The organism is Sphaerotilus hippei (genome assembly GCF_003201595.1).
GTDB classification, from domain to species: Bacteria; Pseudomonadota; Gammaproteobacteria; order Burkholderiales; family Burkholderiaceae_C; genus Sphaerotilus; species Sphaerotilus hippei.
In genome coordinates, this window is sequence record NZ_QJJS01000029.1 from 1 (window position 1) to 19949 (window position 19949).

Below are 19949 nucleotides of genomic sequence, written 5' to 3' on the forward strand. Positions count from 1 at the left end.
CTCAACGTGAAACGGATTGTGAAGAGGAGAACTGGACCGGAACATCGGGTCACTTCCGTCACTTGAGTCCGTCATTTGCCATCCCCCTTGTCAGGCAAATTCCTACTCGATGTCAGCCTCGGGCCGGACCGAGGGATCCTCCGGCACCACACCATGAAAAAGGCCGCAGGCTGGGTGAGCCTGCGGCCTTGACGCCGGAGCGAAGAAAGGATGGAGCCGTGCGCGGGTGTTGTCCTGGCGGCGGGAAAAGAGGCCGTGCCTGTCAGGCGGCGCTGCGCATGGCGCCCGACATCGGCGCGCGCGGATGGGCCAGCAGGCGCAGCAGCTGCTGCTGGGCCAGTTCGATCAGGTCGGGCTGCTGTTCACGGAAGTCGCGGTAGGCCTCGTCGCGCGTGATGCCGTCGAGCAGCGCCACGGCCTCGTCGATCGGGCCCGTCACCGCCAGGCTCATCGCCAGCGTGTAGAGCGCGCCGGCATGGCCCGGGTCGGCCAGCAGCGCGCGCCGGGACAGCGGGATGGCGGCGGTCACGTCACCACGCTGGCAGGCCAGCGCGGCGGCGTCGGCCAGGGCCGGGGCGTACTGCGGATCGTTCTGCAGCGCCTGGTGCAGCAGCGACTGGGCCTGCACGTCGTGCCCCAGCCGGGCGGCCTCGCAGGCCTGGCGATGCAGCAGGTCGACGGCCGAGCCGGCCTGCAGCGGGCGGCTGCGGCGTGGGGTCGCGCGGGCGGCGGGCACGCTGCGTGCCAGCACCGCATCGATCGAGGCGACCACCTTGGCCATGCTGGCGGCCATCGGGGTGATCTCCTCGACCGGGCGGGGCAGGGCCTCGAAGGCGATGAAGGGCAGGCCGAACAGGTGCAGCCAGCAGCGGTCGAGCATGGACTGGCAGTGCACGTCCGCCCGCAGCAGCACGTCGATCTTGTCGAAGTGGGCCAGCGCACCGGAGCGGAAGTCGTCCACCCGGCTCTGCCGCACCGCCCACACCGGCCCGTGGGCCATGATGCCGAGGTCGGCATCCTCGGCGTCCTCGGCCAGGTGCTGCAGGCCGCACAGGCCCAGGAAATGCGCGATCAGGTTCGTGCCTTCGGGCAGGCCCTGCTTGCGCTGCCAGGCATCGCCCAGGCGCAGCGCGGTGTCGTCGAAGTGGTTGATCGGAGCCAGGGTGCGCAAGCTGTAGCGCTCCGGGCGCACCGGCAGCGCCCCGATCCAGTCGCGCACATCCTGTTCGACCAGCCGCGCGGGCGGCATCGGGTGCTGTTCGCGCCCGTGCACCGACAGCGGCTGCACCTCGCCCCAGCGGTGCGGTGCCTGCAGCAGCTGCAGGAAACCCGGTGCGTGGGCGAGCGGATCGCCGTGGGTGAAGACGATCTGGTCGTCGGGCAGCGCCCCCAGGCGTTCATGGCGCAGGTGCGCCAGCACGCTGCCGGCGGCGCCGCTGGCCGGGGCGGCCGGCAGGATCGTGACCTCACGTTCGAAGGCCGACGGGTCGAGCGCCTCGCCCCGGTTGTGGATCGTGACGGTGCAGTGGTCGGGCACGCTGTCGACCCAGCTCAGGTCTTCCCGATCGCGAGCAATGACGATGTGCAGCATGTGGCAGTTCCGGACAGGGCGGGGCGGACCCCGCGGGATGAGGGTCAGTGTAGGCAGCGGCCTGGCGCTGGAAGCCTTGAACAGCCCGGCGAAGGAGGGCCACTTGCCGTGGCCGCCGCCGGGGGATGCCGCGTCGGGTGGACCGCTCAGGCGGCCGGCTCGACCAAGCTCGACATGCGGGCCAGGCCCGGCCGGCCGGCCGGGTGGTGCCGCCGGCAGTGCAGGCGGCCCCCCCGCACCAGCACCTCGCCTTGCCAGTGCGCGGCCTGGTCCATCTGCGCCCAGAACCCCGCGACGGCGGTGGGCTCGACCGGCTCGAAGCCGCTGGCCGTGCCCGGGTCGTCGATCCGGTGCAGCTGCTGCAGCCGCGTGGCCAGGTGGTGCACCAGCGTGGGCACGCCACGGCGGGTCAGCCTGCCGATCAGTCCGGCATGGTGGGGGTCGGGCACCTTGTCGACCAGCAGCGTCAGGGCCCGGGCGGTAGCCATCATGCCGACCAGGGCCGAGAACGCCAGCCGGTCGGGGGTGCCGCTGCCCACGGCGATGGCGATCGGGCTGGCGGCCAGCGCGTCGGATCCCAGGGGGACGATGCCATGGTGCCGGCGGGCCCCCAGCAGCAGGTCCCGCTGGCGGGGGCGGTAGGCGCTCCACAGCGCCAGCTCGACCTGCGGATTGAAGACCACGGCCTGGAAACCGAAGGTGAGGGCGAGCTTGAGGGCCCCGTGTCCGCCCATGCTGCCGTAGTAGCAGGTCACGTCCTCGGGGCGCAGGCGTGGCAGCACCTTGCGGCGCACCAGCGTGCAGAGCTGCTCGAACACCTCGTCGCTGTACCAGTTGAGCTCCGGGTTGTTGACGAACAGCAGGTGGTGATCCGGCATGCCGTTGACCAGGCCGATCACCCCGGGATGGCTGTGGTGCGAGTCCACGCACGAGAAGACGATCAGCAGCCGGCGGGTGCCGGGCTCGGGGGCCTCGATCCACAGGTGGTGGCGTCCGCCGTCGTCGCGGGCCAGCGCCGCCAGGGCCCGGGTGCCGGGCGCGGACAGCGCCGCGGTCGCTTCGGCCTGCCAGGCCGGCAGATTCTGCAGTCGACCCCACAGGGCCAGCGCCTGCCGGGCATCCTGGACCTTGTGCCGGTGGGTCGGCGCGAGGCGACCGTGGGTGTGCAGCTGGGCGAGCTGGTAACGCGCCAGCCACTGCAGCGTCGGGTGGTCGGCCCGTTCCAGGGCCTGCCACCGGGGCAGTTGCTCGAGCGGGTCGGCGGCCAGCCAGTGCCGGGCGCCGGACACCCCGAGCGTCTGCAGCAGCAGGTCCATCTGCTCGAGCACCGCCGCACTCGGCCAGTCGCGCAGCGCCGCGCTCCAGCGTGACCAGGCCGACCACAGGTCACCGGCTTCCAGGTGGGCCAGGGCCAGCTGGTGGGCCAGGGCACTGCGGGTCTGCGGATGCAGGTGCGGGTCGCGCAGCAGCTGGCGGGCCTGGGCGATGCCGTCCGTGCGATCGGCCTGGGCCAGGGCGTGGTGGCAGCGGTCGATCGATGCCAGCCGGTCGAGCGCGTGCAGGGCGGCCGGCGGCAGCGGGGTCCGCGGCCCGTCGGGCTCGTCGCCCGGGGTGGGGTGAAAGCTGGCCAGCGCCTGCATCACCGCGCTCCAGCGTCGTCGTGGCAGGTGGCGGTGCAGGGCCTGCAGCAGCCGCTGGCGCCAGGCGGCATCGAGCAGCCCGCGGGCATCGAGCCCGTCGTGGCCGGCCCGGCGATCGAGGCGCAGCGGCGTCAGCGGCCCGGCTTCCAGCCAGAGCCGCAGCGCCTGCAGGTCGAGCTGCACGCTCAGCCGGTGGTGGATCACCAGTGCCAGCGCCTCGATGGCGGTGGCCTCGTCGTCGACCAGCACGGCCAGCTCGAACAGCCGGCACAGCCCGGCCGGGATCAGCGACGGATCCTGCTGCTGGGCCTGCTGGCTGGCGGCGTGCAGCTGTTGCGGATCGACCGCAGCGCAATGAGGCGCCTCGGGGTGATCGTGCAGCAGCGCCCGCAGGGCCGACCGGACGGCCGCCATCACCAGGGCGGGCGGGTGCCGTGCAGCCTCCCGCAGCAGGTCGTCGTGTCCGCCGCAGGCCAGGGCCAGCGCGGTGCGTGCGTGGTCGTGCTCGTCGACGGTCTCGACCTCGGGCGTCGGGACGGTCCGGTCGAGCCAGGCGGCAGCGACGGCGCCGCGGCGCTCGTCGTCGCCGCGGTGGGCGTCGATCAGGTCCAGGAAAGGGCGGTAACGGCCGTCGAGCAGCGTCCGGGCCGCCTCGCGGGTGTCGGGCGGAGCCTCGTCCCAGGTCCGCCACAGGTCGGCGATGCGAGCGGCCTGCGTGGCAGGATCGCTGGCGGCTTCCAGCAGCGGCAGCCGATCGAGCAAGCCGGTGGAGGCGGACATGGCGCGGGGCCTCAATGCCCGCCGGCCAGGCCGGCGCTGCGCAGCGGCGTGCCGGGCTGGACCAGCCTCAGCGTGTCGCTCTTGAGCGAGCTGCTCGAGACCCCTTCGGTGCGGGGCAGGTAGATCACCTGGCACAGCGAGCGCAGCTCGTCGAAGTGGCCCTGCCAGTCGTCACCCATCACGAAGGCGTCCACCCCCAGGCTGGCGATGTCGCGGGCCTTCTGCTCCCAGCAGGTCTCCGGGATCACCTGCGTCACGTGGCGGCAGGCCGAGACCACCTCGCAGCGGTCCTCGAACGGGACGATCGAGCGCTTGCCCTTGCCCGCGTTGAACTCGTCGGTCGAGACGGCGACGATCAGGCGGTCGAACCGTTCCCGGATGCGTCGGAACAGCCGGACGTGGCCGACGTGGAACAGGTCGAAGGTGCCGTAGGTGATGGCCAGCGTCGGCCGTGACCGGATGGCGTCGTCGTTCGACGACGGGCGATGGGCCTGGCGGATGGTGCGCGACATGCGTTCTCCTGCTCGAGGGTGATGGGGTCAGCGCCGGCCGGGCACGTGGCGGTCCAGCGCGAGTTGAAGCTGTTCGTCGATGTGAACCAGCAGACGGGAGGCCGATGCACCGTCCTCGTGGTCGAACAGGCGTGCGCGCAGCGCTCGCCGTGCAGCGCCGTGCGTGTCGTGGCGCAGCCGGCGCAGCGCCTGCACCAGCTCGTCCATGCGGTGCACCAGCACGCCGGGCAGGGCGTCGTCCAGCTTGGCGTCGAACAGCTGGCGGGACTGGCTCACATAGGCCTCGTGATCGGGGCGGTAGAGCAGCACCGGTCGATCCAGGTGCAGGTAGTCGAACATCACCGACGAGTAGTCGGTGATCAGTGCATCGCTGTCGCGCAGCAGCGGGTAGATGTCGGTGCGGGGCGCGACGAAGCAGATCGACGGGTAGAGCGGCGCGACCTTGTGCACCTGCGGGGCCTCGACCGGGTGCACATTCAGCACCAGCAGGTCACCCTGGCGCTGCACCGCCGCGGCCAGCTCGTCGAGCCCGGCCTCGAGCAGCCAGGCCAGTCCCTTGCCGTCGCGGAAGGTCGGGGCATAGAACCAGACCTTGCGGCCCGCCCGTCGGGTGGCCTGCATGCGCTCGCGGGTGTCGTGATCCACGTTGAGCAGGTCGGCCGTCGATGGCTCGCGGTGCAGCACGTCGTTGCGTGCATAACCCAGCGCGGCATAGTGCTCGAAGGAAAACCAGCGCTGCCACTCGTCGAGCTGGTGGGCGGCCGTGCCGACCAGGCTGGCATAGGGGCCGCAGGTGGCCATGACCCGGCCCATGCGCGGGGACATGTGCTTGAGTCCGACCAGGTTGCGCAGGCCGATCTCCTTGATCGAGATGCCGTGCCAGAGCTGCACCTGGCGTGCGCCGGCCAGCAGCGCCGCCGCGTAGGGATTCGGGTTCAGGAAATGGTCGCTGGTCACCACCACGGCGGCCTCGAGCGCCCGCTGCACGTCCTCGGCGGACCATGCGTCCCAGTTGTGGGGGAAACAGTCCGGTGTCAGGCTCAGGATCTGAGCCTCCTGTCGAGCATCGTGCGGCAGGAACCAGATGTCCATGTCCTGAGCGGCGGCGGCATCGCGGGCGGCCAGCCAGGCGTACTTCACGTTGCAGCCCAGGTAGGTGGTGCCGACGAAGACCGCCAGCCGGCGCTTGAGGTGAGCGCGGGACACGGCCGTCAGGTCCTGCAGGCAGCGTTCCAGGGCGACGGTCTTCTCCAGTTCCTGGAGGCGCGCTTCCAGAAGCGGTCGGCTGGTGTCCGGCGGGGCGGGCTTGCGGGCCTCGGCCAGTTCCGCGCGCGTATCGAGCAGGGCGCTGACCAGCTGGTCGATCGCCTCGACCATCTGCGCATTCGAGGCCTCGAGCTGTTCGAGCCGTGCGGCCACGTCGGTGCCTGCCACCGGTCCGGGTACGGCCGGCGACGCGGCATGGACCAGCATCGGTGCGGCTGCGACGGGATCGGCGGGACGAGGGGTTCGGCTCAGTCGTTGAGCCAGACTGGAGCGGGGCCTGGTGGCGGTCATGTCGGTGTCTCAGGCAGCAAGATGAAGGGGCGGCAGGGCGGCCTGCGTCGGCAGAGTGACGGGTTCATCCGCCGGCAGACCGGCTGGGGGCAGGCCGGCTTCGTGCCGCTCGACCATGCGCAGCAGCAGCGCCTCGAAGTCCTTGGCGTACTGGCGACCGTCGAACGCCGGTGAGGCGGTGCGTGCCTGCACCAGGTGTTCACGCAGCGCCTGCAGCCGTGGCCGGTCCTGCGCCAGCTCCAGGGCCTTGTCGATGTATTCGTCGACATCCAGGCACACCAGGTCCGGCAGGCCGACCGTGTCGAGCAGGCTGGCGGCGACCCGCGAAGCGAAGCCCTGGCCGGCGATCGTCAGCATCGGGACCGCGGCCCACAGGGCATCGCTGGCGGTGGTGTGGCCGCTGCAGGGGTAGGTGTCGAGGAACAGGTCGGCGTTGGGCAGGCGGGCGCGGTGCTGCTCGATGTCCATGAAGGGGGCGAAGATCAGCCGTCCGGCGTCGACGCCCTGTGCCCGAGCCTCGCGGCGCAGGCGCTGCTGCGTCTCCTCGTCGGGCACCAGCAGCCACAGCACCGAGTCCGGGGTCGCGGCCAGCACCCGGCACCAGGCCATGAACACGGCCGGAATCACCTTGTAGGCCTGGTTGAAGCTGGCGAACACCAGGGCACCCTCGGGCAGCTGGCATTCGGCCCGGCCCAAAGGGGCGGGTACCGAACGGCGGCTGTCGTTGGGCTGGTAGCAGTGCGGCATCTGGGCGATGTGCTCGGTGAAGTCGTCCGCCGCTTCCATCGGCGTGACGATGGGGTCGCCGATCACGTAGTCGATGAAGTCCGCGCCGCAGGTGCCGGGATAACCCAGCCAGGCGACCTGCAGCGGGGCCGGGCGCTGCGCCAGCGCGCCCATGCGGGAGCCGGCGGTGAAGCCCTTCATGTCGACCAGCACGCCGATGCGGTCGCTGCGCACCGCCTCGGCCAGGCGGTCGTTGTCCCACTGCGCCGTCTCGCGCACGGCCGTGGCGGTGCGCATCACCCGCTGGCGCAGCGCGCTGCGGTCGTCGATGCCGCCTGAATAGAAGTAGAGCTCGAAGCGAGAGGTGTCGATGTGCTCGAGCACCTCGGCCACCAGCATGGTGGTGGCGTGGTGGTGGAAGTCGCTGGAGACCAGGCCGATGCGCAGCTTGCCGCCGGGGCGCTCCAGCCGGGTCACCCGTTGACCCACCCATTTTTTTTCGTTGACGGCGCGGCGCCGGCAGGCCAGTTCGGCGGCCCACTTCAGCAGCTGCGGGTCGTCGGTCAGCGTCAGCAGGCAGAACGGGCTCAGGCCCTGGACCCGCGCTTCGGCATCGAGGGTCGCGCGCAGCTGCTGCACGCAGTCCGACAGGCGCTGCATGTCGCTCTCGAGCTCGGGCCAGTCGCAGGCCCAGGCACTGTAGTGCGCGGCATACAGGGCGGCGCCCAGCGACTCCGGCTCCAGGTCCAGCACGGTCCGGAAGCACTGGCCGGCCTCGTAGTGGCGGCGCAGCGTGGCCAGGCACTGGCCCAGCTGCATCATGCCCTTGACCCGCTGGTTCTGGTCACAGTCGGGGGCCGCCAGCGCGGACAGGAAGGCCTGGCAGGCTTCGGCGGGCTGGCGTTCCTCCAGCAGCACCGAGCCTCGCAGCAGGTGCCAGCCGGCGCTGCGCTCATCGCCGCTGTTCAAGGCGCTGATCACTTTCAGCGCCTCGGCGTTGCGGTGTGTCTTGCGCAGCGACTCCGCCAGCAGCTGGCAGGCCGGTTCGCTGTCCGGGGCCAGCTCGAAGGCGTGCCGCGCACTGGCGATCGCCTCGTCGTATCGCTCGAGCTTGTGCTGGCTGCGCGCGAGGTTGATCCAGTAGACCGCGTCGCCGGGCGCCTTCTGCACCGCCGTGCGGAACAGGGGCAGCGCCGACTCGTGCCGTTCGGCCCGCGCGAGCTCCACTCCCTTCAGCCAGGCCTGATGGGCCTGCCGGGCCGCGGCGGTGGACGTGGGGCGGGTGGCGGAACGTGCGGTGGAAGAGCGTGGTGTGGGGAGCATGGGCCGGCCTGTGGAAACCTTGTTTCTGCCCGCTCCACTATAGGAATGCGGCCGCAGGACAAGCTCATGAATAGAGTGCGCATCGCCCTTCAACTTCCCGAGGTGGCTTCCGATAACAACTTCAACGGGCAAGCCGTCTGAAATCCGGAAGAGCAAAGAGGCACTCAAGTCAAGTGCACAAGGCTCCGATAAACCAGATAACGGATGTGCATCTTGTCTCCGTGGTCCGGTTAGACGGCTGATGCTGACTAGCGCCGGGCGATGAGGTCGCAGACCGACGACAGCTGCGGCCCATGTTCGACGGCGCTGAACGCCGGTACTTTTCTACATTAGGAGTCCATCATGGCAGCCACCATCAACACCAACCTGATCTCGTTGAATGCCCAGCGCAACACCAGCGCTTCGCAGTCTTCCCTGTCCACCTCGATGCAGCGCCTGTCCTCGGGCCTTCGGGTGAACTCCGCCAAGGACGATGCCGCCGGTCTGGCCATCTCCGAGCGCATGAATGCCCAGGTCAAGGGCATGAACGTGGCCATCCGCAACTCCAACGATGGCATCTCGATGGCGCAGACGGCGGAAGGCTCGCTGGCCAAGACTGGTGACATGCTGCAGCGCATGCGTGAACTGGCGGTGCAGGCCCGCAACGACACGAACAACGGCAGCGACAAGGATTCGCTGGACAAGGAATTCGGCGAGCTGGCCAAGGAAGTGCAGCGCACGCTGGGCGGCACCTCCTTCAACGGCAAGAAGATCATCGGCTCGGACGCCGGCACGCTGACTTTCCAGGTCGGTGCGGGCACCTCGGAGTTCGACACCATCGACGTCAAGACCACCGACATGACCTCGGCCTCCGAGATCACCGATGTGGCCGGCACGTCCGTCACCGGCGCGGGCCGTGCGGTGATCGACAGCACGACCGACTCGGCCAGCCTGAAGACCGTGATCGACAACATCGACCTGGCGATCGACAAGGTCAACTCCGAGCGTGCGACGCTGGGCGCGACCCAGAGCCGCTTCGATGCGGTGATCTCCAACCTGCAGGTGTCGTCGGAGAACCAGTCGGCGGCGCGCAGTCGGATCATGGATGCGGACTTCGCCTCGGAAACGGCGAACCTCTCCCGAGCCCAGGTGCTGCAGCAGGCGGGCAACGCGATGATCGCGCAGGCCAACCAGCTGCCCCAACAGGTCCTGTCCCTGCTTCGATGACCTCGGCCTGAGCTTCAGGGGGGCAGGGTCCGCCCCGGGTCCACCGGGTCCCTGAAGCGCCTGAGCCGCTCCCCGCCATCAAGACCGAAACCGCCCGTGAGGCGGTTTCGGTCTTGATGTGCGTAACAAGAGGCAACCGGCCCACCTTCAAAAACAGCGAGGTTTCCGTGATGCATTTCCAGCGTTCGAAGCCGGTGCGATTGCCCAGAATCCATCCCACAGACCCTGTCTCCAGGGAATGAGGTCCGGAGCACTGACGGTGCTGTCCGCGTCGATATCGACCGGGCAGAGTCCGCCGGTATTCGTTATCGGGCCGGCCTTCGTGCGGTGGATCCTGTCAGTCAGATCGACGGGTGCGCTGTGGAGGATCGGTCCGGTCGCCGGAAAGTGTGGACGCTTGAGGAGTGCTTGAATGCCCCAGACCATCAATACCAACCTGATTTCGCTGAACACGCAGCGCCAGCTCAACAGTTCGCAGGGCTCGCTGTCGACCTCGATGCAGCGTCTGTCCTCCGGCCTGCGGGTGAACTCGGCCAAGGACGATGCCGCCGGCCTGGCCATCGCCGAGCGCATGAATTCGCAGACCCGCGGCATGAACGTGGCCATCCGCAACGCCAACGACGGCATCTCGATGGCCCAGGTGGCTGAAGGGGCGCTGTCCAAGGGTGCGGATGTGCTGCAGCGCATGCGTGAACTGGCGGTGCAGGCCCGCAATGACACGAACAATGACAGCGACCGCGATTCGCTGGACAAGGAATTCGGCGAACTGGCCAAGGAAGTGCAGCGCATCTTCGGTGCCACCTCCTTCAACAACAAGCGCGTGATCGGCTCGGATGCCGGCACGCTGACCTTCCAGGTCGGCGCCGGCACGACGGAATTCGATACGATCAACATCGCCACCGCCGACATGACCACCGCCGCCGAGATCACCGATGTGGCTGGCACCACGGTCACCGGCACCGGCCGCGCGGTGATCGACAGCACGACCGACTCGGCCAGCTTGAAGACCGTGATCGACAACATCGACCTGGCGATCGACAAGGTCAACGCCGAGCGTGCGACGCTGGGCGCGACCCAGAGCCGCTTCGAGGCGGTGATCTCCAACTTGCAGGTGTCGTCGGAGAACCAGGCGGCGGCACGCAGCCGGATCATGGACGCCGACTTCGCGGCGGAAACGGCCAGTCTGTCGAGAGCCCAGGTGCTGCAGCAGGCGGGCAACGCGATGCTGGCCCAGGCCAACCAGCTGCCCCAGCAGGTCCTGTCGCTGCTCAAGGGCTGAGGTCGCCGGCATCGGCGATCACGATCGGCTTCAGCGCCAGGGTGTTGCTGCCGATACCACCATCGTCCGCGGCCGTCAGGCCCGGGCGATTTGTCGTTTCAGGAAGTGCATTTTTCTCATCTGAAAGGTGACGATCATGGCCAGCATCAGTTCTACCGGTCTGGGCAGCGGTCTGGATGTGTCCTCCATCCTCAGCTCGCTGATGGCCGTCGAGCGTCAGCCGCTGACGAAGATGCAGGCGGACGCCTCGAAGCTTCAGACCAAGCTGTCGGCGTACGGCAAGGTGCAGAGTTACGTCTCCTCGCTGCGGGATGCGGCCAGCAAGCTGTCGAAGTCGTCTACCTGGGGGGCGACCACGGCCAGTTCGGGTGATGCCGGCGTGGTCAGCGCGGCCAGCAGCTCGACCAGCGCGGCGGCCGGCTCCTACAGCGTGTCCGTGACCTCGCTGGCCGCCAGCCAGGCGGTGGCCAGCGGCAGCTTCACGGACAAGACCGCCGTGCTGGGCAGCGGCTCGCTGAGCATCGAGCTGGGCACCTGGACGGCCGACCAGACCGGCTTCTCGCCCAAGTCCGGCAGCTCGGCCGTCAGCGTCAGCGTGGCGGCGACCGACACCCTGGCCGACATCCGCGACAAGATCAACAACGCGGAGGCGGGGGTCAAGGCGACCATCGTCACGGATGCCTCGGGCGCCCGGCTGGTGATGCGCTCGTCGGCCACCGGCGAGGAGAACGGCTTCCGGGTCACGGCGGCCGATGACGACCTGGACAACACCGATGCCTCGGGGCTGTCCGCGCTGGCCTACGACCCGTCGGTGTCGGTGGCCTCGATGACCCGGACGCAGCCGGCCGCCAATGCGGTGGCGACGGTCAACGGCCTGGAGGTGAGCTCGGCCTCGAACACCCTGACCGACGTGATCGAGGGGGTGACGCTGAAACTGAACAAGGTCAGCAGCGATCCGGTGGACGTGTCGGTGGTGAGCGACACCGAATCGATCAAGACGGCGCTGACTGACTTCGCCAAGGTCTACAACGACCTGGCCAACTACCTGACCAGCCAGACCAAGTACGACGCGAGCACCAAGACCGCGGCGACGTTCCAGGGGGATTCGTCGGTGAACGCGATCCGCTCCGGTCTGCGCAACCTGGGCATCAGCAGCAGCGGCTCGTCGAGCACGCTGCAGCGCCTGTCGAGCATCGGACTGGACCCCCAGGCCGACGGCACGCTCAAGACCGATTCGACCAAGCTGACCGCGGCGCTAGGCAACGTCGAGGAGCTCAAGAAGATGTTCGTGACCTCGGGGGCCACCCTGGGGCTGGGCGAGAAGCTGCGCACCTGGGGTGACAAGCTGCTGGGCATCGAAGGTGCGGTGACCACCCGGCAGAGCAGCCTGCAGAGCCAGGTCAGCGAGAACTCCAAGAAGCAGAGCCGCTTCGAGGAGCGCATGACCACGGTCGAGGCGCGCATGAAGGCGCAGTACACCTCGCTGGACGCGCAGATGAGCAAGATCTCCGGCCTGTCGAGCTACGTCACCCAGCAGCTGGCGGCGCTGTCGAGCAGCAGCAGCTGACGCTTCAATCCCGCCCAGTTCGATCGATGACCGGCTCAAGTCGATGCGGCGGTGGTCGATAACTCAAATAACCAGTTCAACCAGCGACGCACCGAAATGTTTGCACAAACCAGCTTTCGCGGCTCCAACTCCTCCCTGATGCTGTCGGGCCTGTACCGTCAGATCGGCGTCGAGACCGGTGTCAAGACCGCCAGCGCGCACCAGCTGGTGCAGATGCTGTACGACGGCCTGCTCGAATCCATCGTGCAGGCCCGGGGGGCACTGGCCAGTCAGGACGTCGAGGCCAAGGGTCGTGCGGTCACCCGTGCGGCCCGCATCGTCGACGAAGGCCTGAAGGCCGCCCTCAGCCCCGCCGGAGGCGAGCTGACGATGAACCTGTCGAATCTGTATGGCTACATCACCCGCCGGCTGATGCATGCCCACCTGCACAACGATGCGGCGGCACTCGACGAGTGTCACCGCCTGGTCCAGCCCCTGCGTGATGCGTGGGCCGAGATCGGCGCCCAGGTCCAGGCCTGACCGCCCGCTGCCGCAGCACGCCGGCCCCCAACAGATCAGAGTTTCACCATGACCCACGCCCTCCTGCAGTACTACGAAGCCATCGAGACGGCGAGCCGCGAAATGCTCGATGCTGCGCGCTCAGGCGACTGGGATCGTGTGGTCAAGCTCGAAGGTGCTTGTGCGGTGCTGATCTCCCAGCTCAAGCATGCCGCCTCCGATGGCCGCCTCGAGGGCGATGCCGTGCAGGCCAAGGCGCGCATCATGCAGCGCATCCTGCTCAATGATGCGGAGATCCGCCACCTGGCCGAGCCCTGGCTTGAGGACCTGGACCAGATGATGTCCGGTCAGGCGCGCAACGTGCTGCACTGAAACCCTGGAGCATCGTCGTGTCTTCCGATTCCCTGTCGTTCCAGGCGGATGCTCCCGAGGCACCGCTGATCGAGTCGGCCACCGCGCTGGCGGCGCACGAACTGCGCTCCCATGTCGAGATCCGGGCGCTGATGCGGCAGTTCGTGCAGGGTGATGTGCCGATCTCGCTGATCTCGCCCCCCGACCTGAGCTACACCACGTCGCTGTGGGCCGAAGACGAAGGACGCCAGCTGCTGTCGTTCGCCGCCGATGGCGGGGATGCCCGGGTGCGGCGGCTGCTGGCCGCGCCTGCGCTGGTCGCGGTGGGCTACATCGACAACATCAAGATCCAGTTCGACGTGCAGGACCTGTCGCTGGTCAGCGGACTGGGCTCGACCGCGCTGAATGCCCGTTATCCCGTCCGGATCTACCGCCTGCAGCGGCGTGACAGTTACCGGGTGCGGCCACTGTCCCAGGCCCAGCCCGTGGCCCGCCTGAACCATCCGGCGGATCCGTCGCTGGCGCTGGTGCTGCGGGTGCTCGATGTCAGCCACACCGGTGTGGCGCTGCTGCTGCCGGCCGACCTGCCCGCGCTGCCGCTCGGCACCGTGCTCGGCGAGGTCCGGCTGGATCTGGATGCGAGCCACTCCACGCGGCTGGTGCTGAAGGTCATCCGCATCGGTGCCGTGCATGCCGTGCAGGGCGGTGTCCGGCTGGGTTGCGAGATCGTCAACCTGCCGCTGGCCTCGGGTCGGGTGCTGCAGCGTTACCTGGAGCAGACGCAGCAGCGTCGGCGCATGCTGTCGCTGTGAGGGTCGCGGTGGGTGTCGTCGTGAGCGGGGCGGCACGAGCCGCGGCCCGCATCACACCTGCATGTTCATGATGTCGCTGTAGGCCTGGACCAGGCGGTTGCGTACCTGCAGCGCGGCCTGGAAGCCGATCTGCGACTTCTGCATCGACAGCATGGTCTGCTCGATGCTGACGGTCGGGTTGTCGAGGCTGACCTCGCGTTGCAGCCGGGATGCCTCGTTCTGCGCCTGGCTCACGCTGCGCAGTGCCTGGCTCATCGCCTGCGAGAAGCCCACGCCATCGGCCCGGGAGGTCGCATCCGTCGACGACAGGCCGGCGGCCTGGGCGCTTTCGCGCACACGCTGGGCGACCTGGGGCATGCCTGCCCGGGTCGCGGCTTGTGCAAAGTCGAAGGGTTTGAGCTTGATGTCCACAGGGCCTCCTGGAACCAGGCAGGGCTGGCAAGGATGAGGCATCGTATGCCGTCCATCCAGACCGTAATGTACGGAAGAGAGGCCGGTTGTGCGAGCTGTTCCGTGCCTGGACACGGTGGCCACTCCGAATAATCCGTTCCATGCCAGTCCCGGAAGGTCCGGGGCTGATCGATGTCGAACGGATCCATGGACAACGCAGCCCTCCAACCGCTGACTGCCAACACGGCAGCGGCCGCAGAGCCCCAGCAGGCTGCGGGTCTGGTGGCGCGACTCAACGCGTTGCCGATGGCCCGCAAGCTGATGCTGGCCGGTGGTGTGCTGGCGCTGGTGGCGCTGCTGGTCGGCTCCGTCCTCATGCGCTCGACCAGCAACGACAAGGTGCTGTTCGCCAATCTGTCCGACAAGGACGGGGGCGCGATCGTGGCCCAGCTCACCCAGATGAACGTGCCCTACAAGTTCACCGAAGGGGGCACGGCCATCCTGGTGCCCGCCGAGAAGGTGCACGACGTTCGGCTCAAGCTGGCGCAGGCTGGACTGCCCAAGGGCTCGACCGTCGGCTTCGAGCTGATGGACAACGCCCGTTTCGGCACGACGCAATTCCAGGAGCGGCTCAACTTCCAGCGTGGCCTCGAGGGCGAGCTGGTGCGCTCCATCACGGCGCTGGCCGCGGTCGAGGCGGCCCGGGTCCACCTGGCGCTGCCCAACCAGAACGGCTTCTTCCGTGACCAGCAGAAGCCCAGCGCATCGGTGCTGCTGACGCTGCGCCCCGGCCGCACGCTCGATCAGGCGCAGCTCGCCGGCATCGTGCACCTGGTGTCGGCCAGCGTGCCCGAGCTCAACACCAAGGCGGTGAGCGTGCTGGACCAGACCGGCAGCCTGCTGTCCGGACCGCCCGAGGGCATGGCCAGCACCAGCGGCCTGGATGCGCAGCAGCTGCAGTACGTCAACCACATCGAGACCCAGTACACCAAGCGCATCATGGACATCCTCGAGCCGGTGGTCGGTCGGGACAATCTGCGAGCCCAGGTCAGTGCGGTGGTGGATTTTTCGCAGACCGACGCGACCTCCGAGGAGTTCCGACCCAACCAGGGCCAGGAGCCGGCGGCGGTGCGCAGCGCGCAGTCCTCCGAGTCGGCCGGGGGCGGCTCGGTCCAGCCGACCGGCGTGCCGGGGGCGGTCACCAACCAGCCGCCGGTGCCGGTCACCGCACCGATCAACGGCGCCTCGCAGCCTTTGCAGGCGGCCGGGGCCGGGGGGGCGGGGGCGACCACCAAGCGGGACGCCGTCACCAACTACGAGGTCGACAAGACCGTGCGCGTGACCCGCGGCGCCACCGGCTCCATCAAGCGGCTGACCGCCGCGGTGGTGGTCAACCAGCGCTCGGTGACCGACAAGAAAGGCAAGACCACGCCGCAGAGCCTGACGCCCGAGGAGCTGGAGAAGATCACCGCGCTGGTGCAGGAGACCGTCGGCTTCAACAAGGAGCGGGGCGACTCGGTGAAGGTCATCGATGCGCCGTTCCAGGTCGACAAGACCCCGGTCGACGAGACGCCGCTGTGGAAGCAGCCCGAGACGATCGAGCTCGTGCGCACGCTGGCCGCGCCGCTGGCCATGGCCTTGCTGGCGCTGATCATCGTCTTCGGTGCCATCCGCCCGGCACTGCGCGAAGCCCGTCCCAAGGAGGTGGTGCAGCGTGTCGAGGCGGTGGTCGACGATGTGCAGGAGCTGCCCCCCGTCGATGGATCGACCGACCAGGCCGCGCTGGAGGCCGACGGTGGCAAGTCGGTCCCGGCGCTGCCAGCCCCGGGCGAGGACACGTCCCAGAACCGGCTCGAGGCCATCCGCAAGCTGGCCCGGGAGAACCCGGCCGCGGTGGCCAACATCATGCGCGACTGGCTGGCCAGCTGAGCGCGAGGACACGACATGGAAGAACAAGGACTGGAAGACGCGGCGATCCTGCTCATGTCCCTGGGCGAGGAAGAGGCGGCCGAGGTGTTCAAGCACCTCACGCCCAAGGAAGTGCAGCGTCTGGGCGAGACCATCGCACGCACCAAGTCGATCGCCCGCGATCGCTACGACGGCGTGCTGCAGCGCTTCGAGGCCCAGGCGGCCGAGAGCAGCATGATGGTCAGCAACACCGACGAGTACGTGCGCAACGTGCTGCGCAAGGCGCTGGGCGAGGACAAGGCCAACCTGCTGATCGACCGCATCCTGCAGGGCAGCGACGTCTCGGGCATCGAGAGCCTGAAGTGGATGGACGCCGGCTCGATCGCCGAGCTGCTGCGCAACGAGCATCCGCAGATCGTCGCGGCCATCCTGGTCCACCTGGAGTTCGACCAGGTCTCGGAGGTGCTCAAGCAGCTCAGCGAACGCATGCGCAACGAGGTGCTGGTGCGCGTGGCCACGCTCGACGGCATCCAGCCCAATGCACTGAAGGACCTCAACGACGTGCTGTCGCGGGTGCTCGCCGGCGGGGACCGCATGCGCAAGGCCTCGCTGGGCGGGCCCAAGACCGCCGCCGAGATCATCAACATGATGGGCTCGAGCGTCGAGACCTCGGTGCTCGACTACATCCGCGAGGCCGACAACGACCTGGCGCAGAAGATCATGGACAACATGTTCACCTTCGACGACGTGGTGAAGATCGACGACAAGGGCATCCAGGCCCTGCTCAAGGAAGTGCAGAGCGAGTCGCTGGTCATCTCGCTCAAGGGCGCTCCACCCGAGCTGCGCGAGAAGGTCTTCCGCAACATGTCCAGCCGTGCGGCCGAGACGCTCAAGGAAGACCTGGAATCGCGCGGTCCGGTGCGTCTGGCCGACGTGGAGAACGAGCAGAAGGAAATGCTGAAGATCGTGCGTCGCCTGGCCGACGAAGGCCAGATCGTCCTGGGTGGAGGCGGCGATGACCAGTTCGTCTAAGTCGCGCTCGTCCCGGCTGCACGAGCCGATGCCGCCGGCGCCGCCGCCGACCGATCCGGCCGCCAGCCGCGCCGCGGCCTACGCCCGTTTCATCCCGCGCGAGGAGCTGAGCCATTTTTCGGCCTGGCAGCTCGGCAACTTCGGTGACGACCCGCAACGCAAGCCGCCGCTCCAGCCCCAGGCGCCGCCGCCGCCGGCCGCACCCGATCCGGAAACGCTGCGCCGCCAGGCGGAGCAGGCCCGCCAGCAGGCCGAGCGCGAAGCGGCCGAGTCGGTCGTGCGCGAGGAGCAGGCCCGCCTCCTGGCGCTGAAGGAAGCCCGGGACGGTGGCTACCAGGACGGCTACCGTGATGGCCTGGCGGCGATGGAGAGTTTCAAGCAGAGCCATGCGGCCCAGACGGCCGCCCAGGTCGCGGCGGTGATCGAGCAGATGCAGGCCCGCCTCGAGCAGGTCGAGATCGATCTGGCCCGGCGGGTCGCCGGCATCGCGCTGGACATCGCCCGCCAGGCGGTGCGCAGCGAGCTGGACCAGCGTCCCGACCATGTGGTCGCGGTGGCGCAGGAGGCGCTCGGCGTGCTGCTGGTGTCCGCCCGCCACGTGACGGTGCGGCTGCATCCGGATGACCACGGCCTGGTGACCCAGGGCTGCGCGGAAGCCCTGTCGGCCCGCGGGGCCCGGCTGGTGGCCGACCCGGGCATCGAGCGCGGTGGCTGCCAGGTCGAATCCGATGTCGGCGGGGTCGATGCCCAGGTGGCCAGCCGCTGGCAGCGGGCGGTGGCCGCGCTCGGTCGCGACGATCCGTGGTCGATCCAGGACGACGAGGCGATCGACGTGCCCCGCTCGGAGGCCGAGTGATGGCGCTGACCACCGAACACTGGGACCGTTATCTCGGCAGCCTGCACGAATTCGTGAATGCGCCCGTCACGCTGGCCACCCATGGCACGCTGGTGCGGGTGGCCGGTCTGGTGCTGGAGGCCGCGGGCATCCGCGTGCCGGTCGGCTCGCTGTGCGAGGTGCTGATGGACAACCAGCCGCCGGTGCAGGCCGAGGTGGTGGGCTTTTCCGGTGACCGGGCGTTCCTGATGCCCACCGGCGAGGTGCACGGCCTGGTCAGCGGCGCCCGGGTGGTGCCGCACGGCACGCCGGTGCAGACCCCCCGCATCGGCCATGTCGCGCGCCCCTGGCGCCGCAGCGAGGACCGCTCCCGCCACCTGCCCATCGGGGCCGGTCTGCTGGGGCGGGTCGTCGACGCCCAGGGCGTGCCGATGGACCGGCTCGGGCCGCTCCAGCAGGTCAATGCCGAGCCGCTGGTGCGCCGCCCGATCAACGCGATGGAGCGTGAACCGGTGCGTCAGCCGCTGGACACCGGCGTGCGGGCGATCAATGCGCTGCTGACCGTGGGGCGTGGCCAGCGGCTGGGCCTGTTCGCCGGCACCGGCGTGGGCAAGTCGGTGCTGATGGGCATGATGGCGCGTTACACCGCGGCCGACGTGATCGTGGTCGGGCTGATCGGCGAGCGTGGCCGTGAAGTCAAGGAGTTCATCGAGGACATCCTCGGCGAGGAGGGCCTGCGCCGCTCGGTGGTGGTGGCCGCGCCGGCCGATGCCCCGCCGCTGACCCGCATGCAGGGCGCGACCTACGCCACGGCGATCGCCGAACATTTCCGTGACCAGGGGCTGGACGTGCTGCTGCTGATGGACTCGCTGACCCGCTATGCGATGGCGCAGCGCGAGATCGCGCTGGCCATCGGCGAGCCGCCGGCGACCAAGGGCTATCCGCCGAGCTGTTTCGCCAAGCTGCCGCAACTGGTCGAGCGCAGCGGCAACGGCGCGCCGGGGCAGGGTTCGATCACCGCCTTCTACACCGTGCTCAGCGAGGGCGACGATCAGCAGGACCCGATCGCCGACGCCGCCCGAGGCATCCTCGACGGCCACATCGTGCTGTCGCGCGAGCTGGCCGAAGGGGGGCATTACCCGGCCATCGACATCGAGAAGTCGATCTCCCGGGTGATGTCCAGCGTCGTGCCGCGTGAACACATCGAGGCGGCGCGCCGCATGCGCCAGATGCTCTCGCGGGTCAACAAGGCACGGGACCTGATCCAGCTCGGGGCCTACACGCCCGGACACGACGCCGATCTGGATGCCGCCGTGCGATCCCAGCCCGCGATGCTGGGCCTGCTGCAGCAGGACACCTGGACCCGCTCCCCGCTGCCCGAGAGCCTGGCCACGCTGCGCCAGGTGACCCGCAGCCACTGAGTGCAAGGACTGAAGGAGGACGCTAGCCCATGACCCATTCCAGCCTGCAACCGCTGGCCGTGCTGCTCGAGCAGGCCGAACGAGACCGCGACGACGCCTTGTCGCGCCAGCGCCAGCACGAGGGCCGCCTCGGCGCGGCCCGCCAGCAGGAGACGCAGCTGCGCGAGTACCGCAGCGAATACCAGAACCGCTGGAACCAGCAGTTCCGGGCGGGCGTGACGATGACGCTGATGCACTGTTATCAGGAGTTCGTCGGGCGACTGCATGGCGCCGTCGACCTGCAGGGTCAGCAGGTCGAGCGTCTGGGCAAGGAGCACGATCGCCTGAAGGCCGAGGTGCTGGCCGCCGAGCTGCGCGTCGCCTCGGTGCGCAAGCTGATCGAGCGGCGTGAACTGGCGCTGCTGCGCAGCGCGGAGCGCCGCGACCAGAAGCAGCAGGACGAGTTCGCCGCGCGTTCGGCCTGGAACCGCGCGAACTCGCAGCAGGCCGCAGGGCTCTGAGCGGCCACCGCCAGGACACGA

17 protein-coding genes are annotated in these 19949 nt (G+C 69.1%); 11 read left to right on the forward strand and 6 right to left on the reverse strand.

Features of this window, described 5'->3' with window-relative positions:
* Positions 1–262: 262 nt before the first annotated feature.
* The 5 genes from C7444_RS19240 to C7444_RS19260 form a co-directional block, all read right to left on the reverse strand.
* On the reverse strand, positions 263–1591 hold the full coding sequence (locus C7444_RS19240; protein ID WP_110402479.1) for a tetratricopeptide repeat protein: 1329 nt from the start codon (positions 1589–1591) through the stop codon (positions 263–265).
* 146 nt (positions 1592–1737) lie between these two features.
* The gene (locus C7444_RS19245; RefSeq protein WP_110402480.1) at positions 1738–4011 is read right to left on the reverse strand and encodes a hypothetical protein; all 2274 of its coding nucleotides are present in this window, start codon (positions 4009–4011) and stop codon (positions 1738–1740) included.
* 11 nt (positions 4012–4022) lie between these two features.
* Positions 4023–4523 carry an adenylyltransferase/cytidyltransferase family protein gene (locus C7444_RS19250; protein ID WP_110402481.1) on the reverse strand — a complete coding sequence of 167 codons (501 nt, stop codon included), beginning with the start codon at positions 4521–4523 and terminating at the stop codon, positions 4023–4025.
* A gap of 27 nt (positions 4524–4550) precedes the next feature.
* Positions 4551–5996 (reverse strand): CDP-glycerol glycerophosphotransferase family protein, encoded by a 1446-nt coding sequence (locus C7444_RS19255; protein WP_170130812.1) that lies wholly within the window; start codon positions 5994–5996, stop codon positions 4551–4553.
* A 93-nt stretch (positions 5997–6089) separates the two neighbouring features.
* Positions 6090–8129 carry an O-linked N-acetylglucosamine transferase, SPINDLY family protein gene (locus C7444_RS19260; protein WP_110402483.1) on the reverse strand — a complete coding sequence of 680 codons (2040 nt, stop codon included), beginning with the start codon at positions 8127–8129 and terminating at the stop codon, positions 6090–6092.
* Positions 8130–8471: 342 nt separating this feature from the next.
* Between C7444_RS19260 and C7444_RS19265 the strand changes: the two genes are divergently transcribed.
* From C7444_RS19265 to C7444_RS19290, 6 genes are all read left to right on the forward strand, one after another.
* Positions 8472–9335 carry a flagellin domain-containing protein gene (locus tag C7444_RS19265; protein ID WP_110402484.1) on the forward strand — a complete coding sequence of 288 codons (864 nt, stop codon included), beginning with the start codon at positions 8472–8474 and terminating at the stop codon, positions 9333–9335.
* A 412-nt stretch (positions 9336–9747) separates the two neighbouring features.
* Entirely contained in the window at positions 9748–10614 is an 867-nt protein-coding gene (locus tag C7444_RS19270; RefSeq protein ID WP_110402485.1) for a flagellin domain-containing protein, read from the forward strand.
* Positions 10615–10750: 136 nt separating this feature from the next.
* Entirely contained in the window at positions 10751–12181 is a 1431-nt protein-coding gene (fliD, locus tag C7444_RS19275) for a flagellar filament capping protein FliD (RefSeq protein ID WP_110402506.1), read from the forward strand.
* A 96-nt stretch (positions 12182–12277) separates the two neighbouring features.
* Positions 12278–12700: a flagellar export chaperone FliS gene (gene fliS / locus C7444_RS19280; protein ID WP_245909648.1), complete on the forward strand. Its 423-nt coding sequence runs from the start codon at positions 12278–12280 to the stop codon at positions 12698–12700.
* 48 nt (positions 12701–12748) lie between these two features.
* Positions 12749–13051: a flagellar protein FliT gene (locus C7444_RS19285; RefSeq protein WP_110402486.1), complete on the forward strand. Its 303-nt coding sequence runs from the start codon at positions 12749–12751 to the stop codon at positions 13049–13051.
* 17 nt (positions 13052–13068) lie between these two features.
* Positions 13069–13842 carry a flagellar brake protein gene (locus tag C7444_RS19290; RefSeq protein ID WP_110402487.1) on the forward strand — a complete coding sequence of 258 codons (774 nt, stop codon included), beginning with the start codon at positions 13069–13071 and terminating at the stop codon, positions 13840–13842.
* 51 nt (positions 13843–13893) lie between these two features.
* Here the strand turns inward: C7444_RS19290 and fliE are convergent, their stop codons facing one another.
* A complete protein-coding gene (gene fliE / locus C7444_RS19295) occupies positions 13894–14253 on the reverse strand; it encodes a flagellar hook-basal body complex protein FliE (protein WP_245909649.1) in 360 nt (119 codons plus the stop codon).
* Positions 14254–14439: 186 nt separating this feature from the next.
* Between fliE and fliF the strand changes: the two genes are divergently transcribed.
* Genes fliF through fliJ form a run of 5 tightly spaced genes read left to right on the forward strand, consistent with a single transcriptional unit; the run spans position 14440 to position 19928 of the window.
* Positions 14440–16161 carry a flagellar basal-body MS-ring/collar protein FliF gene (gene fliF, locus C7444_RS19300; protein ID WP_110402488.1) on the forward strand — a complete coding sequence of 574 codons (1722 nt, stop codon included), beginning with the start codon at positions 14440–14442 and terminating at the stop codon, positions 16159–16161.
* A 15-nt stretch (positions 16162–16176) separates the two neighbouring features.
* Positions 16177–17172, forward strand: coding sequence for a flagellar motor switch protein FliG (fliG, locus tag C7444_RS19305; protein WP_110402489.1), 996 nt, complete (start codon positions 16177–16179; stop codon positions 17170–17172).
* Positions 17156–18028 (forward strand): FliH/SctL family protein, encoded by an 873-nt coding sequence (locus tag C7444_RS19310; protein WP_245909650.1) that lies wholly within the window; start codon positions 17156–17158, stop codon positions 18026–18028. Before fliG ends, C7444_RS19310 begins: the two co-directional genes overlap by 17 nt.
* Positions 18028–19428: a flagellar protein export ATPase FliI gene (gene fliI, locus C7444_RS19315; protein ID WP_110402491.1), complete on the forward strand. Its 1401-nt coding sequence runs from the start codon at positions 18028–18030 to the stop codon at positions 19426–19428. The genes C7444_RS19310 and fliI overlap by 1 nt, the downstream gene beginning before the upstream one ends.
* Positions 19429–19457: 29 nt before the next feature.
* A complete protein-coding gene (gene fliJ, locus C7444_RS19320) occupies positions 19458–19928 on the forward strand; it encodes a flagellar export protein FliJ (RefSeq protein WP_110402492.1) in 471 nt (156 codons plus the stop codon).
* Positions 19929–19949: the final 21 nt, after the last annotated feature.

Bases quoted from the DNA above. Each gene is read 5' to 3' on its own strand.
- fliJ (WP_110402492.1), top strand. From the start codon at position 19,458: ATGACCCATTCCAGCCTGCAACCGCTGGCCGTGCTGCTCGAGCAGGCC.
- C7444_RS19245 (WP_110402480.1), bottom strand. From the start codon at position 4,011: ATGTCCGCCTCCACCGGCTTGCTCGATCGGCTGCCGCTGCTGGAAGCC.
- C7444_RS19310 (WP_245909650.1), top strand. From the start codon at position 17,156: ATGACCAGTTCGTCTAAGTCGCGCTCGTCCCGGCTGCACGAGCCGATG.
- fliD (WP_110402506.1), top strand. From the start codon at position 10,751: ATGGCCAGCATCAGTTCTACCGGTCTGGGCAGCGGTCTGGATGTGTCC.
- fliF (WP_110402488.1), top strand. From the start codon at position 14,440: ATGGACAACGCAGCCCTCCAACCGCTGACTGCCAACACGGCAGCGGCC.
- C7444_RS19270 (WP_110402485.1), top strand. From the start codon at position 9,748: ATGCCCCAGACCATCAATACCAACCTGATTTCGCTGAACACGCAGCGC.
- fliI (WP_110402491.1), top strand. From the start codon at position 18,028: ATGGCGCTGACCACCGAACACTGGGACCGTTATCTCGGCAGCCTGCAC.
- C7444_RS19255 (WP_170130812.1), bottom strand. From the start codon at position 5,996: ATGCTGGTCCATGCCGCGTCGCCGGCCGTACCCGGACCGGTGGCAGGC.
- C7444_RS19240 (WP_110402479.1), bottom strand. From the start codon at position 1,591: ATGCTGCACATCGTCATTGCTCGCGATCGGGAAGACCTGAGCTGGGTC.
- C7444_RS19260 (WP_110402483.1), bottom strand. From the start codon at position 8,129: ATGCTCCCCACACCACGCTCTTCCACCGCACGTTCCGCCACCCGCCCC.
- C7444_RS19285 (WP_110402486.1), top strand. From the start codon at position 12,749: ATGACCCACGCCCTCCTGCAGTACTACGAAGCCATCGAGACGGCGAGC.
- C7444_RS19265 (WP_110402484.1), top strand. From the start codon at position 8,472: ATGGCAGCCACCATCAACACCAACCTGATCTCGTTGAATGCCCAGCGC.
- C7444_RS19250 (WP_110402481.1), bottom strand. From the start codon at position 4,523: ATGTCGCGCACCATCCGCCAGGCCCATCGCCCGTCGTCGAACGACGAC.
- fliS (WP_245909648.1), top strand. From the start codon at position 12,278: ATGTTTGCACAAACCAGCTTTCGCGGCTCCAACTCCTCCCTGATGCTG.
- fliG (WP_110402489.1), top strand. From the start codon at position 16,177: ATGGAAGAACAAGGACTGGAAGACGCGGCGATCCTGCTCATGTCCCTG.